General features: G+C 63.5%; 15 protein-coding genes. 5 read left to right on the plus strand and 10 right to left on the minus strand.

Annotation, left to right across the window (positions count from 1 at the left end; all coding sequences use genetic code 11):
* Nucleotides 1-14 precede the first annotated feature (14 nt).
* Nucleotides 15-1,088: an LLM class flavin-dependent oxidoreductase gene (locus ACQY4S_RS14020; protein ID WP_428485808.1), complete on the minus strand. Its 1,074-nt coding sequence runs from the start codon at nucleotides 1,086-1,088 to the stop codon at nucleotides 15-17.
* A 435-nt stretch (nucleotides 1,089-1,523) separates the two neighbouring features.
* Here ACQY4S_RS14020 and ACQY4S_RS14025 point away from each other — a divergent pair, with 435 nt between their 5' ends.
* Nucleotides 1,524-2,999, plus strand: coding sequence for an ATP-binding protein (locus tag ACQY4S_RS14025; RefSeq protein WP_428485809.1), 1,476 nt, complete (start codon nucleotides 1,524-1,526; stop codon nucleotides 2,997-2,999).
* A 279-nt stretch (nucleotides 3,000-3,278) separates the two neighbouring features.
* On the opposite strand, the gene ACQY4S_RS14030 is transcribed toward ACQY4S_RS14025, so the two are convergent.
* On the minus strand, nucleotides 3,279-3,587 hold the full coding sequence (locus ACQY4S_RS14030) for an energy transducer TonB family protein (protein WP_428485810.1): 309 nt from the start codon (nucleotides 3,585-3,587) through the stop codon (nucleotides 3,279-3,281).
* A gap of 38 nt (nucleotides 3,588-3,625) precedes the next feature.
* Here ACQY4S_RS14030 and ACQY4S_RS14035 point away from each other — a divergent pair, with 38 nt between their 5' ends.
* A complete protein-coding gene (locus ACQY4S_RS14035) occupies nucleotides 3,626-4,009 on the plus strand; it encodes a hypothetical protein (protein WP_428485811.1) in 384 nt (127 codons plus the stop codon).
* A 156-nt stretch (nucleotides 4,010-4,165) separates the two neighbouring features.
* On the opposite strand, the gene exbD is transcribed toward ACQY4S_RS14035, so the two are convergent.
* The 5 genes from exbD to ACQY4S_RS14060 all read right to left on the minus strand — a co-directional run bounded on the left by exbD (nucleotide 4,166) and on the right by ACQY4S_RS14060 (nucleotide 8,372).
* Complete coding sequence (gene exbD / locus ACQY4S_RS14040) at nucleotides 4,166-4,594, minus strand: TonB system transport protein ExbD (RefSeq protein WP_428485812.1); 429 nt, start codon at nucleotides 4,592-4,594, stop codon at nucleotides 4,166-4,168.
* Between the two features lie 4 nt (nucleotides 4,595-4,598).
* Nucleotides 4,599-5,492, minus strand: coding sequence for a tonB-system energizer ExbB (exbB, locus tag ACQY4S_RS14045; RefSeq protein WP_428485813.1), 894 nt, complete (start codon nucleotides 5,490-5,492; stop codon nucleotides 4,599-4,601).
* A gap of 182 nt (nucleotides 5,493-5,674) precedes the next feature.
* Nucleotides 5,675-6,607, minus strand: coding sequence for an alpha/beta fold hydrolase (locus ACQY4S_RS14050; RefSeq protein WP_428485814.1), 933 nt, complete (start codon nucleotides 6,605-6,607; stop codon nucleotides 5,675-5,677).
* Nucleotides 6,598-7,071 (minus strand): Fur family transcriptional regulator, encoded by a 474-nt coding sequence (locus ACQY4S_RS14055; RefSeq protein WP_428485815.1) that lies wholly within the window; start codon nucleotides 7,069-7,071, stop codon nucleotides 6,598-6,600. The genes ACQY4S_RS14050 and ACQY4S_RS14055 overlap by 10 nt, the downstream gene beginning before the upstream one ends.
* Before the next feature lie 314 nt (nucleotides 7,072-7,385).
* Nucleotides 7,386-8,372, minus strand: a complete 987-nt coding sequence (locus tag ACQY4S_RS14060; RefSeq protein ID WP_428485816.1) for a CobW family GTP-binding protein — start codon at nucleotides 8,370-8,372, stop codon at nucleotides 7,386-7,388.
* Nucleotides 8,373-8,500: 128 nt separating this feature from the next.
* Here ACQY4S_RS14060 and ACQY4S_RS14065 point away from each other — a divergent pair, with 128 nt between their 5' ends.
* The 3 genes from ACQY4S_RS14065 (at nucleotide 8,501) to ACQY4S_RS14075 (ending at nucleotide 11,025) form a co-directional block, all read left to right on the plus strand.
* The gene (locus ACQY4S_RS14065; RefSeq protein WP_428485817.1) at nucleotides 8,501-9,547 is read left to right on the plus strand and encodes a CobW family GTP-binding protein; all 1,047 of its coding nucleotides are present in this window, start codon (nucleotides 8,501-8,503) and stop codon (nucleotides 9,545-9,547) included.
* Complete coding sequence (locus ACQY4S_RS14070; protein WP_428485818.1) at nucleotides 9,544-9,930, plus strand: hypothetical protein; 387 nt, start codon at nucleotides 9,544-9,546, stop codon at nucleotides 9,928-9,930. The genes ACQY4S_RS14065 and ACQY4S_RS14070 overlap by 4 nt, the downstream gene beginning before the upstream one ends.
* Before the next feature lie 411 nt (nucleotides 9,931-10,341).
* On the plus strand, nucleotides 10,342-11,025 hold the full coding sequence (locus tag ACQY4S_RS14075) for a hypothetical protein (protein WP_428485819.1): 684 nt from the start codon (nucleotides 10,342-10,344) through the stop codon (nucleotides 11,023-11,025).
* 196 nt (nucleotides 11,026-11,221) lie between these two features.
* On the opposite strand, the gene ACQY4S_RS14080 is transcribed toward ACQY4S_RS14075, so the two are convergent.
* Genes ACQY4S_RS14080 through ACQY4S_RS14090 form a run of 3 tightly spaced genes read right to left on the minus strand, consistent with a single transcriptional unit; the run spans nucleotide 11,222 to nucleotide 13,691 of the window.
* Nucleotides 11,222-11,986, minus strand: coding sequence for an amino acid ABC transporter ATP-binding protein (locus ACQY4S_RS14080; RefSeq protein ID WP_428485820.1), 765 nt, complete (start codon nucleotides 11,984-11,986; stop codon nucleotides 11,222-11,224).
* The gene (locus ACQY4S_RS14085; protein ID WP_428485821.1) at nucleotides 11,983-12,786 is read right to left on the minus strand and encodes an amino acid ABC transporter permease; all 804 of its coding nucleotides are present in this window, start codon (nucleotides 12,784-12,786) and stop codon (nucleotides 11,983-11,985) included. The genes ACQY4S_RS14080 and ACQY4S_RS14085 overlap by 4 nt, the downstream gene beginning before the upstream one ends.
* A 56-nt stretch (nucleotides 12,787-12,842) precedes the next feature.
* Nucleotides 12,843-13,691, minus strand: a complete 849-nt coding sequence (locus ACQY4S_RS14090; protein WP_428486281.1) for an ABC transporter substrate-binding protein — start codon at nucleotides 13,689-13,691, stop codon at nucleotides 12,843-12,845.
* Nucleotides 13,692-13,725 lie beyond the last annotated feature (34 nt).

Raw genomic sequence — 13,725 nt, forward strand, 5'->3', positions numbered from 1 at the left:
GGGTTCGTCCTCGGTCAGCGAAACGCCTTGGTGATCCGGCCCCAATCCTCGATCGCCGATTCATGCCCTGGGACAATCGGAATGACGAGTTGCGAAAGCCCGCCATCACGCATCGCCGCGATCCGCTGCTTGATGTCCTGCTCCGCCCCGGTGAATGTCGTCTGGCGGATCAGTTCGGCGGTGATGAACCGCGCCTCCTCCGGCTTCACCGCGACGCAATGGCCGGTATGGTTCAGCAGGTAGCGTGCATCCGCCGGCTCGAACTTGCGCGCCGCCTCCACATAACCCTGCAACACATCCTTGACGCTGTCCGGCACCGGGGATGTGTTGATCCAGCCTTCCATGTCCACATCGGCGGCGCGATGCAGCAGCACCGCCGCGCGCGGACCCGCCTGCGCGCGCACCCGCGGGCTGTCGAGCGTCTCGTTGTCGCGCAGCAGGCAGCCCCAGATCCAGGCGGAGGAATACAGGTCGCCGGCTGCCCTGCCGCCCTCGGTCCAGGTTTTCCGCATCCCGTTCAGCGCCGCCAGTCCGTCATCGACGCCGGACATCACTGTTTTCCATGCCGCGCCGTGGCGTGCCGTCATCTGCCGCCCTTTCGGCCCCAGTGCCGAGATATGCAGGCGGACGGGGTCCTTGATGTTGATCAGCCCCAGTTCAGGATTGAGAAACCTTATTTTCTTCCGCACCCCGGGATCGACCTCGGCTTTGGTCGTTTCACCGTGCAGCAGGGCGTAGACGACGCGGATGTATTCTTCCATGTCGGCGAGCTTCATGGCGCCCAGTCCCATCGCTCGCCTGGCCGAAAATCCCGTCCCGACGCCAAAATCGATCCGCCCCGGCGCCATTGCGTTCAGCGTGGCGAAGGCGGCCGCCGTCACCGCCGGAACCCGGTTCGTCGGCACCAGCACGCCGGTGCCCAGGCGGATGCGCGCGGTCTTCAGCGCTGCCGCTCCCATCGCCACGAACGGATCGGCCACCAGCATCTGCGTGTCGTAGAACCAGGCATGCGTGAAGCCGAGTTCCTCCGCCCGCTGCGCCACCTTCCAACTATCGTGCGATGTCGGAATGCCGATGCCGAATTCCATGATGCTCGCTCCCGCGGATTTCGCGACAGCCTATCGTGCAACCGCGGCAGCGTTCAACCTGTGCCGGAACGCTGGCAACACAACATGAAAAACCGCGAGGAATTTCCTGGCCGCCGTCTACCAGGCCGCCACCGTCATTTGGCTCAATTGACGACGGGTCCTGATACCGACACAAAACCGTGTTTTTATTTACCGCGTGCTTGTCACACCAATGATTGAAGGATTCGCTTACCGGTAAACCTGCCGTTCATCTCGACACGTCATGCTCTCGACATCATGGCGGGCGTCCGCCACGACGCGGATGAGGCGTGGCGTCCGCCACGACGCGGATGAGGCGTGGCGGACGCCACAACGAGATGCAGCAGCCGTGCTTGCTTCGCAGCCGTGATTTGTCCACAAGCCTTAGTTGCCATCTCTGCAACTTGCTGTTCCCGCATGCTTGCAACGGCCTACAATGTCCGCCTGCAACCATTTTTCGGCCTGGGGGCTCAAATGCCATTGGATGCGGATGCGGCGTTGATCGAAATCGAACGGCTACGATGCGTGTTTCGCAGCGCACCCATGACCCTGGGCGTTTCAATCATCAACTCGATCCTGACGGCAATCGTGCTGTCGCTGCAGGGTGACTTTCTGCTTCCGGCAATCTGGTCGGCCGCGATCGCGGCGGTGTCCATTCCCCGCTGGGTCGGCGGCAGGCGTTTCCTTCGCCTTGTGCGGGGAGAGATCAACAAGACCAGCCGCTGGGCGGTGATCAGTATCCTGGGTTCGGCCTCGACTGGCCTGCTTTGGGGCGGCGGTGCAGCCGTGCTGTTTCCGGCTTCGCAATCCTATCAGCTTTTTCTGGCTTTTGTTGTCGGTGGGATGTGCGCCGGCTCGATTACCGTCAACTCCGCACACCTGCCGACGGTGTTGGGCTTCATCCTGCCGGCCAGCTTGCCGTTAGCCGCGCGGTTCGCCGCCAAGGGCGGACTGGGACTGATGTCGGCCCTGATGCTCGTCATCTTCGCAGTCTCGCTGTCGTTGATCAGTCTCAACGGGCATCGTGCTTTCGGCCAACGGGTGCAGCTTCGGCTGGCGCTGTATCGGGAGCAGCGCAAGCTGGGCGAGGCGAACGAACGATTGTTCAACGAGATCGCCGAACGACGGTCGGTTGAAGCGACGCTGTACCAGGCACAGAAGATGGAGGCACTCGGACACCTGCTTGGGGGCATCGCGCATGACTTCAACAACCTCATCCAGGTCATTGTCAGCAACCTTACGCCGAGCGTGATCCGCCGATTGAGCAGCGGCAACGCGAGCATCGTCGGCTACGCCGTCGAGACAAAGCACGCGGCGACGCATGACGTTGACCTGACCAACAGCCTGTTCACGTTCGCTCGGCGCGAGTCGCTGCCGCTGGAGAATGTGGATGTCAACGCGCTGTTGCAGGACTTCGAACCGCTGCTGCGTCGAGCGGCGCCGCCACCGATACAGCTCGAGATTGTTCCAAAGACGCTGATATCCGATTGCCGCGTCGATCCGGCGTACTTCCAATCCGCCATCCTGAATCTGGTGATCAACGCACGCGACGCCATGCCGGCCGGCGGCGCCTTGTTGATCACCACCAGCCTCGAGACGGTTGGACGCGAGGCGCTGACCGGCAATCCGGACGCCAGTCCTGGCCAGTTTGTCAACCTATCGGTCGAGGACACCGGCGTTGGCATGAGCAAGGACGTCCTGGAGCGGGCCTTGGAGCCCTTCTTCACCACGAAGCAGGCCGGCAAAGGCAGTGGCCTGGGCTTGTCGCAGGTCCGAGCATTCGCCAGCCAATCACAAGGCCTTCTCCGCCTTGTCAGCACGCCGGGAACTGGCACATGCGTGACGCTGCTGCTGCCGCTGGCGGGCAAGGCCACGCAGCCTGAAACAGCGTGAAAGCCGTTTCATAACCAACAAGCGTTACCCGGACCGAAAGCTGTTTCATAACCAACAAGCGTCATACCGGCGGTCCTTGATGTTGCCCTGCAAGAGCAGACCAACGGCCGTCGGTATAACAGTCATATCTGGCGCGCCGCCGCCTCCTTCGCGTGCTCAGTCGCCCACCAACCCGGCGCGCGATATCGACTGGCCAGAAGATCGACCGCCTGGCCATCGAGAAGGCCAGATCATGATTGTTCGAGGCCACATCATCGCCGATGTCCAATCTTGCAGGTATCAGCGTAAGGAGAACGTCACCGGAAGGGTCAACGTGAGCGTGTTGCCGGCGAGTTCGGCCGGCACCGCGGGCAGCGGATCGGCCCGGTGAACCAGCGCCACCGCCTCCTCGTCAAGCGATTGCGAACCAGAACCGCGGACGAGGTTCACGGAGAGGACATGTCCGCCCCGATCGATGGTGAACGTCACGGTCGCGATGCCTTGGTCGTCGTGCGCACGCGCCGCATCCGGATAGCGTTTCGCGCGCTGTAGCCGACCAATCAGCTCGCTTCGCCACCCCGGCACGTCGCTGGAGGCCGGTGCTTCCAAGGCTGTTGCGGCGGGGGCGGGCGTCGGAACGGCAGCCGGTGCCGATGGTTTCGACGTTTCTTCGGTCGGCGCGGCTTGGGCGTGACGGGGCGGTCGCGGCCGAACCATGGGGCGCGGCGAAACCACCTGTCTTGGCGCCAGGCGGGGCGGCGGCGGCGGCGGCTCCGGCAAAACCACAGCGGGATTGGGCAAGGATGGCGGGGGCGGCGGTTCGGCTGTCGGTTTGGGCGGCGGCTCGACTGGCGGCGGCGGTTCGGAAGGCTTGGCAGGCGGTTGCGGGGCCGCGGGCGACGGCAGCGGCGCAGGCGGCGGCAGCGGCGCAGGCCTTGGCAGCGGCGCAGGGCTTGGCAGCGGCGCAGGCGCTGGCAACGGCGGGGGACCTGGCGGCGATGCCGCCGGCTCGGGCGCAAGGTCCAGCATGACGGCTTCGGGCGCCAGCGACGGCTGTTCCGGAAGCAGGCTACGGCGGAGCAGCAGCAGAGCCAGGCTGACATGCAGGGCAAGTATCAGGACGAGGCACGCCCCCCAGCGCAAGGCCGTCATGGCGTTCGTGCGCCGGGGGACGCCGGCCGCTTCGCTCACGGCGCCGTCTGACTTGCAGCCAGGCCAACCAGCGCGATTTTCAGGTAGCCCGCCGCACGTAGCAGGTTCAGCACCGTCATGACCTCGCCGTATGGCACGCCCTTGTCGGCGCGCAGGAACACGCGCTGGTCCCGGTGCTGCCCGGTCGCGGTATCCAGCGCCGCCCCGAGCGCGTCGCGCGGCACCGGCGCGTCACCCAGATCGAGGACCCGGTCGGCCGTGATCGTCAGGAAGACCGGCTTGTCCGGTCGCGGCTGCGGCTGCGCGGTCGAGGCGGGCAGTTCCACCCGCACGTCCACGGTCGCCAGCGGCGCCGCCACCATGAAGATGATCAGCAGCACGAGCATCACGTCGATAAAGGGGGTGACATTGATCTCGTGCGCCTCGGGCAGATCGTCGTCGTCGTCACCCAGTTTGATGGCCATGGCGTTACTCGCCCACGGCCCGCAGGCGGCCGGGCGGACCACGGTCCAGGTCGCGCGACAGCAGGCGCATGGTTTCCGCCACCGCATCCGCGAGCCTTGCCCTGTGGGCGGCGGTGGCGCGGGCGAAGACATTGTAGATCACGACGGCGGGAATGGCCGCGATGAGGCCGACCGCGGTGGCGAGCAACGCCTCGGCGATGCCGGGCGCCACCACGGCCAGGTTGGTCGTCTGCGCACGGGAGATGCCGATGAAGCTGTTCATGATACCCCAGACGGTGCCGAACAGCCCGACGAAAGGGGCCGTCGCGCCGATGGTGGCCAGCACGCCGGTGCCACGCCCCATGGTGCGCCCGGCGGCCGCGACCAGACGTTCAAGCCGCCATGCCGCGCGCTCCTTCACGCCTTCCCGGCTGAGCGTATCGGCCGAGACCGCGATCTCCTGCCGTGCGGCATGGACCAGGTCGGCGCAAGGTCCCTGGGCGGGTCCGAGCTGTCGTTCGGCGTCCTCCAGGCTGGCGGCCGCGTGCAGCGCGGCAAGCCCGGTTCGGGTGCTGCGGCCGGCGGCGAACAACTCCAGGCTCTTGGCCAGCGCTACCGTCCAGGTCAGCACCGAAGCGAACGCCAGGCCCGCGATCACCGCCTTCACCACCCAGTCCGCCTGGGTGATCATGCCCCAGGCCGACAGATCCCGCGGCAGCACGGCGGACCCGACAGCCCCGGCCCGCACGGGGGCAACTGGCGACGCATCCTGTGCGACAGCCGTTAGCGGCACCAGAAGAACCGGGGGCACCAGAAGAAAGGGCAACAGCGTCAGGCCGCGGCACAGTGCGGACAATGACCATTCGGCGGCCGGATGGCCGTTGCGCGAGCGGCGGTTGAACCAGGCGGCACCCATCATGCGGGCTCTTTCAAAATTTCTCCAATCGATCGCATGAAGTGATATGTTGTATCAAGACACCCACGCGATTGGTAACCGACCCTACTGGCCCAGATCACGTCCTTGAAGGCTTCCTTGACCAATTAATCACAAGAGCGGCGCCGGCTGTGAGCACGCCGGCTGCACCTGCCACGGCTGAGCGATCAACCGATCAGGCGACGCGGGGCGGCCGACCCGGGCTGCTCCACCCGCGCCTGATCCGCCAGAAAGGTGGCGATCAACCGGCCGATGATCCCGACGGACTCCTCATGAAGCCCAAGCGATCCCGGCACCCACTGCACCGTCACGCTCGAGCTCTGGGCGATCGCGGCCATTTCGGCCTTCGACTTTGGCGGCGTCGCGGTTCCGCACAGGATAAGCGTTGTCGCCGGTGGCGGCCCCAGCAAGGCTTGAAAGCCCTGCCGGTCCGGCGATGGGTCGAGCGCGCCGGTGACGAAGGCGACTGAGGCGAAGCGGGCACCGGGACCACGGGCGAAGCCTCGCTTCGTGGCGATGAAGGCCGGTGTCACCTGATCAGCGTCCGCATAGACGTGCCGGCGATACATCATCCCGATCACCCGAGGATGTATATTCAGTCGATAAAGCGCTTGGCCGATGACGGGCGCGCGAACCAGCGTTCTCATTATGGCATAGGCACGCGGGCGCGGCCCCATGGCGGTTGGCAGCGGGCCGCGCCAGGTCGGTGCCAGCAGCACGATCCGTCGCCACAGACCTGGACGTCGCTGGCCGAGGGCGAGCGCGTAGCCGCTGGCGTGCCCGGCGGCGATCACCGCGGTTCCAGCCGGGGTCACGGCCGTGCAGAAATCAGCCAGGAAACCCTCATAGAGCGCCGGCCCGTAGCCGAGGCGGCCGCGGGTCGATGAGCCGAAGCCGGGCCAGTCCACCAGCGTGCAGGCGAACCCCGCCGCCGCCAGATGCAACGCGAGCGGCCGCATCTCCTCCCGGCTCGATACCGTGCTGAACGCCGGCAGCAGCAGCACCGGCGCGCCGGTCCCGACGACCTCATACACCGCTTCGACCGGCCGGCCCTGCCAGGCCCAGGTGAACCGCCGCACCATCCCGACCGTCAGACGCACGGGGTCGCGGCGGTGTCCTCGGTCTTGCAGGTGGCGCAGATGCCCGTCAGCTCGACCGTTCGCTGGTCGAGCGCGAAGCCGAGCCGATGGCCGAGGCGCTCCGCCGCTGCCGCGATGCGCTTGTCCTCGGCCTCGACGACGGTGCCGCACTGCCGGCAGATCAGGAACTGGACGGCATGGGGGTGGTCCGGATGGTCGCAGGCGATGAAGGACCGGGTTGTCTCCAGCCGATGCACCAGGCCGTGTTCGACCAGGAAATCGAGACACCGGTAGACGCTGGCGGGGGTGACGGACGCATCCTCCGGCTGCAGCATGTCGCGCAGTTCATAGGCGGAGAGCGGCCGTTTGGTCTGCAGCAGCTTGCCCAGCACGGCGCGGCGCTGGCGTGTCATCCGTCCGCCGCGCTGTCGGCAAATCACCTCCAGTTCATCCAGCGTGCCGGCATTGTCTGGCGTAATGGTCATGACGTGCCTTTCCCGTTCGCGGCCGCAACCCGATCGGCGGTCTGTCGCGAGTTGCCGCGATCCGGTCGTGTGCGGCACCGCTTCACGTCCCTCATATACGCCGGCGCCGATGATCAGTCAGCTTTCGCTGGAGCTGTTTCCGATCAGCTCGCTCCACCTTGAACCTGGCATGGCGGGGCTTGTCGGCATCTGCGTCAACAGATCGCCGCGGGCGGCCTTACGCCTCCGCGTCATGACGGGTACGGACCCGCCTCCATGCCTTTGCGGCGCCCAGGTTCGCGAACCGTGGCTGGCCGGGACGAGCCCGATGTGCGCTAAGCTGTCGCGCACGCCTCGAAACCGCGCCGCAGCTCGGGACGGTTGAGCTCGCGCCCGATGAACACGATCCGGCTTTGCCGCGGGTCGCCCGCCTTCCAGGGACCGATGTAGTCGCCATCGGCGATCATGTGCACCGCCTGGAAGGCGAACCGCTCATTGTCATCCTTGAACTGCAGGATGCCCTTGGTGCGCAGCAGGTCCTGGCCCTTCTCGGCCAGCACATCGCCGATCCACTGGTGGAAGCGCTGCATGTCGAGCGGCGCGTCCGAGGTCAGGCTGACCGAGGTGACGGCGTCATCGTGCGCGTGGTCGTCCTCTCCGGTCAGGAAGTCCGGCTCCATCTCCAGAATGCGGCCGAGATCGAAGGAGCCGCGGTCCAGCAGGTCGGCGATCGGCACCTCGGCCCGTTGCGTGGGCATGATCCGTGCCGCGTGGTTGATCGAGCGTATACGGGCCTCGACCACCGCCAGTTCCTCGGGCGTCACCAGGTCTGTCTTGTTCAGCACGATCACGTCGGCGAACGCGACCTGCTCTTCCGCTTCGTGGCTGTCGGCCAGGCGGGCCAGCAGGTGCTTGGCGTCCACCACGGTGACGATCGCGTCCAGCCGTGACCGGGTCTTGACCTGCTCATCCACGAAGAAGGTCTGGGCGACAGGGGACGGGTCGGCGAGGCCCGTTGTCTCGATGATGATGCCGTCGAGCTGGCCCTTGCGCTTCACAAGCTGGTTGACGATGCGGATCAGGTCGCCGCGGACGGTGCAGCAGATGCAGCCGTTGTTCATCTCGAATACCTCCTCATCGGCATCGATAACGAGGTCGTTGTCCACGCCCAGTTCCCCGAATTCGTTGATCACGACAGCATACTTCTTGCCGTGGCTTTCCGAGAGAATGCGGTTCAGCAGAGTGGTCTTGCCGGCCCCGAGATAACCGGTGAGCACCGTTACCGGAATCTGCGAAACGGCGGGCGATGTGGTTACTGACATGGCAGCCTCCTGACGGGGACGCGCCGAAGGGGGCACGTATTGATACTTTGTATCAGGTCTTGTCGCCGTGAGCGAGTCTGATATAAAGGTTGATACAAAATATCATTGGCTCATTCCCGAGGTCCGCGATGATCGTCTCGCGCGAGCGCGTTGCCATCCACGACGACACGGTACCGGTCACCGTCCTGACCGGCTTTCTGGGCGCCGGGAAGACGACGCTGCTCAATCACCTGCTGAAGCAGCCGGAGCTGGCGGAATGTGCCGTGCTGGTCAACGAGTTCGGCGAGGTCGGGATCGACCACCTGCTGGTGGAGCGGCTGGACGACGATGTGGTCCTGCTCAACGCGGGGTGCCTGTGCTGCACCGTGCGTGGCGACCTGATCGAGGCGCTGCGGCGTCTGCGCGACCGCATCGATGCGGGCCACAAGGTGCGCCGTGTCGTGGTGGAGACGACGGGCCTTGCCGACCCCGCGCCCATTCTGCACACACTGATGAGCGACCGGCTGGTGCTCGGCACATTCTGGCTCGACGGCGTCGTTACCGTGGTTGACGCCGCGAACGGCATGGCGACGCTCGATCGGCAGCCGGAGGCGGTCAAGCAGGCGGCGATCGCCGATCGACTTGTCATATCTAAGGCGGACATTGCTGCTCCGGAGGTCCTTATTGCGTTGGAGGAGCGGTTGCGGACATTGAATCCCGGCGCGCCACCGCGGCGGGTGCGGAATGGCGTGATCGACCCCGGCGTCGTATTGAACGTCGGGCCGTTCAAGCCAGACAGCAAAATTCCGGACGTGGCACGTTGGCTGGGGGAAGAAGCGCACGCCGCGAACCATCAACATCACGCCCATGATCCCAATCGCCACGATGCCCGAATCCACGCCTTCTGCCTGACGTTCGAGACGCCATTGCGATGGGATGGAATGGGCATGTTCCTGGACATGCTGGTCCGCACGCGCGGGCAGGACGTGCTGCGGATCAAGGGTATCCTGAACCTGCGGGGTCAGGACCGGCCGTTGGTCGTGCACGGTGTCCAGCACGTGTTTCATGAGCCGCTGCTGTTGCCAGCCTGGCCAGCCGGCGGAGATCGCCGGTCGCGCCTGGTTTTCATCGTGCGGGATATCTCGCGTGAAACGGTCCTGAGCGGGCTTCAGGCTTTTGAAAAGGCCGCGGAATGAGCGATGGCATTGCCCTGGGCGCGGATGAACACGACTTGCCCCACAGAGCCGCCCGACCGATCTCTTTTGTCATGAAGCACAGATGCTTTTTGCACCATCTCATGGCTTTTCTGACGATCATGAGCGGTGGGCTGGTTATGCAGCCGGCCCATGCTGATGCGGTTTCGCCATCTGGCACATCGAAGTATGCCGCCATTGCCAGGAAGATGGACGAAAACCGTGCGCGGATCTTCGCGCCTTTGGGTGCTACGGCCTATTCCTTTGACCAGTCGCGCCTTCAATCACAGCCTGGCGGTGAGAACCGGTCCATCGGTTCCACCCTCCTGCAGGCGCCCGGCGTTTCTCCTGGCGTTGACGGTCAGGTGCACGTTCGCGGGCAATGACACCATCCCTCGACTTTGTTCCCCGGCGACATCGTCGTGATGGACAACTTGCCCGCCCATAACGCGCCATGATACGCGAAATCATCGCTATTAAGTAGCAGCCGCCACCAAGCAAATCAATGGTTTACCCAATGCCGCTATGCCGATTCCATCTAAAAGTGGAGAAAGTGGATATGAAGCATCTGACCATAAGCAATAATGACTTTGGATGCGTCCCACGCGATGGTGGAACAAGTGTGTATTCCTTGGAAGGTTTACACTTTTTTGTGGGTATCTTAGCGACTGCTTTCGTGGGCAGCTACGAGTTGCTGATAGCATCAAGCAACAAGGCCGCTCATGGACCCCAGCAGTATATTTTCTTGGGCAGTGCAGAACGTCGGATGGGCGCTACTCGTCAAGGGGATCGAAGCAATGATCTCCGCTGTGGCCTTAACCGTAGTTGGTCAAAAGGCAGTTGGTCTTTTCAAGGGTGGTAAGCAATTTGGGTGGAGCGTTCTAGGTCTTTTTGTCGCGATATTTGTGATTCTCGTTGCGAATGAAAAATTCGACCGGCCCCTGCCAGAGTTGAGTGGCACAGTCGAACAAATGTTTATGCCGGCAACCCAAGTTGACCCTATAAGTTCTGAGATTATTCTAGCCGTAACAATAAGGAATTCAGGCACCATGCCAAGTGCAATTGTATCTTGGACAGTTACGGCCAATTTTAACGGGGATAAGCACCAAGCAGTTCTCGAAGGCCTTCCTTCATACTGGCAATTTTCTGACGCAAACTTAGCCAATTACGCCTATCAAAAGCCTCTAATAAATGAGGGATTTAACGCAATTCCGGTAGGCGGGTTAATTAAAGGAAATTTAAGCCTGAAATTTCCAGGTGTGGAACAGGTAGCTTTTTTTAATTACAGTCCACAAATTGAGTTGAAATTTAAGGATGTCATGAACAAGGAGTATGTAGTGGATTGGACCGGATCTCCAGCCAGGAGAGTTGTGTACCGTCCTAGGGCGCCTATGAATCCTCCCACGCCTCAAACGTCACCGCCTGGAGCGCCCACCATCGGCCCGGTCGCACCGCCCTCTCAACCTCAAGCGACACGCTAATTCGGTTCACGAACGTTAATAAACTGGCAGCGACGAGTTCACCGAGCAGGAATGCCGCAACTACCCTGCAACTCCGGCTATGCAGCACGATCGGATTTTGCTCCAAGACCATGTTATGGACAGAAAGCGTCTAAAACCAGCGGGTGGTATGGACTGTGCGGCCGCTATAACCGCAGTGTGCAGGTTAACTGGCCGGCTAAAGCACCCGTGCCAGGAATTCCTGGGTACGTCGTTCCTTTGGCGCGTTCAGCACGGTGCGCGGATGACCACATTCGACGACGCGCCCGGCGTCCATGAAGGTCAATGCGTCCCCGACTTCCCGTGCGAAGGCGAGCTCGTGCGTCACCACCACCATCGTCATGCCAGACCGCGCGAGATCCTGCATCACCGCCAGAACCTCGCCGACCAATTCAGGGTCGAGTGCGGAGGTTGGCTCGTCGAACAGCATCAGTTGCGGATCCATCGCAAGAGCGCGGGCGATCGCCACGCGCTGCTGTTCGCCACCTGAAAGTTGTATCGGGAAATTGGCCTGCTTGCCCGCTAGGCCGACCCGATCCAGCAACTCCATGGCGCGGCGCCTGGCTGGGTCAGGGCGGATCCGCTTCACGCGGATCGGCGCCTCCATGATGTTCTGCAGCGCGGTCATATGCGGGAACAGATTGAACTGCTGGAACACCATCCCAACCTTGGCGCGCATTTGCGCTATCTGCCGCTCCGGCAGTTCGTGCAGCCTGCCCTTGTGCTCACGGTAACCGACGAGTTCGCCACCGACCCAAAGCCGACCGCCATCGATGCGTTCCAGATAATTGATGCAGGACAGCAGTGTGCTCTTGCCCGATCCGGATGGGCCGATAATGCACATCACGCTGCCAGCCGGCACGTCCAGATCAATGCCACGCAGGATTTCGCGATTGCCGTAGCGCTTAGACAGGCCGCGGATCCTGACCATGATGTCCGTCATGAGCGTTGCCGGTAGCGGCGTTCAAGGAAGTGCTGGCCAACCGACAAGATCGAAACGATCGCAAGATACCACAGCGATGCAACGATCAGCAGAGGTATCGTCTCGTATGTGCGTGCGTAGATAAGCTGCGCCGTGTATAGCAACTCCGCCAGCGCAATGACACTGACAAGGGAGGTGTTCTTGACCATCGAGATCACCTCGTTACCGACGGGCGGGATGATGACCTTCATGGCCTGCGGAAAAACGATGCGCAGAAAGATCGTTGCTGGCCGCATTCCCAGTGCCAATGCGGCCTTCGTCTGCCCACGCGGCACCGATACGATGCCGCCGCGGATGACTTCCGCGGTGTACGCGGCCTGCGCCAGTCCCAGCCCAGCCAGAGCAGCGAACAGCGGTGTGATCAGCGTGTTCGTGCTGACCGAGTACAACGTCGGGCCGAACGGGATACGCAACGTTATCCTGGAGTACAGCGCGCCGAAATTGTACCAGAAAATAAGCTGTACCAGCACCGGCACGCTGCGGAAGAACCAGATATAGGCCCAACTGACGGTGGACAGCAGCAGGTTGCTCGACAGCCGCATCACCGCCAGCACGGTTCCTAGGCCCAGGCCCATGACCATCGCGGCGATCGTCAGCTCCAGCGTGCGCGACAGGCCGAGCAGAATCTGGCGGTCGAACATGTATCGCGCGACGACCGGCCACTCGAAGGCGGGGTTGGTGGCGACGCTGAGCAGAACCAGGACAGCGATCACGCCGACGACCGCGCTGGCGACCCAGGTCCATGGGTGGCGCAGCGGCACGACCCGCCCCGGTTGGATCGCCTGGTTCGCCGCCGCGGATGGCGCATCTATCGCGGTCAGCTCGGCGTGCCGGTCGGGTTAAGCGGCGCGGTCTTGATGGCGCCTTTCTCCAGCCCCCATTTGCGCACGATCGTCTGGTAGGTGCCGTCGTCGATCAGGTGCTGGATGGCGGCCTGCAACGGCTTGGCCAGGTCGGACTCCTTGGGCAGCGCGACGCCGAGATAGCTGGTGTCGGTATAGCTGCCGACGACCTTGGTCCTGCCGTGCGACTGGTTGACGAAATAGCTGACGGCGGTGGAGCCGAGCCAGAAAAGTTCGACCCGCCGGCTTATCAGCGCCTCGGCCGCGCCGTTGCCATCGTTGAACGCAAGCACGTTGATCGGCTTCTTGCCGGCGGCCTCGCATTTCGGATTGTACGACTGGGCGAATTCGTACTCGCGGGAGCCGCGCGTGGTGCCCACCGTCACGCCGCAAATATCCTCCAGGCTGTTGACCTTGATGTCGGAGGATGCAAGCGCGGCGAACTGCTCGTTGGCGAGCAGGGTTCCGACCATGTCGACGACTTTCTCGCGCACCGTGGTAATGCCCATCTGGCCCACCGCGGCATCGAAGCGCTTGGCTTGCAGGCCCGGAATCAGCGTGTCGAAGGTGGCCGGGCGAAGTTCGAGTTGCAGCCCCAGGCTCTGCGCCACGCCGTGCAGGATGTCGATCTCCCAGCCGGTGGTTTCGCCGTTCTGGTTGCGGAAATCATCGGGCGGCGAGCCGAGTGCGACGGCGACGGTCAGCGTCTTGGAAGCCGCCGTGGCCTGCGGCAGGAGCTTGACCAGATTGGGCTGCGCCGCCTCGGCTGGCACCGCCGCGTCGGGGGCTTGCGCAAAGCCGAGCGGCGCGCCCGCAAGCGCCATCAGCAGCACGCAACAGGCGGTCCTTGGAAGCCGG

The organism is Rhodopila sp., from assembly GCF_965276935.1.
In the GTDB taxonomy this organism is placed as follows: Bacteria; Pseudomonadota; Alphaproteobacteria; order Acetobacterales; family Acetobacteraceae; genus Rhodopila.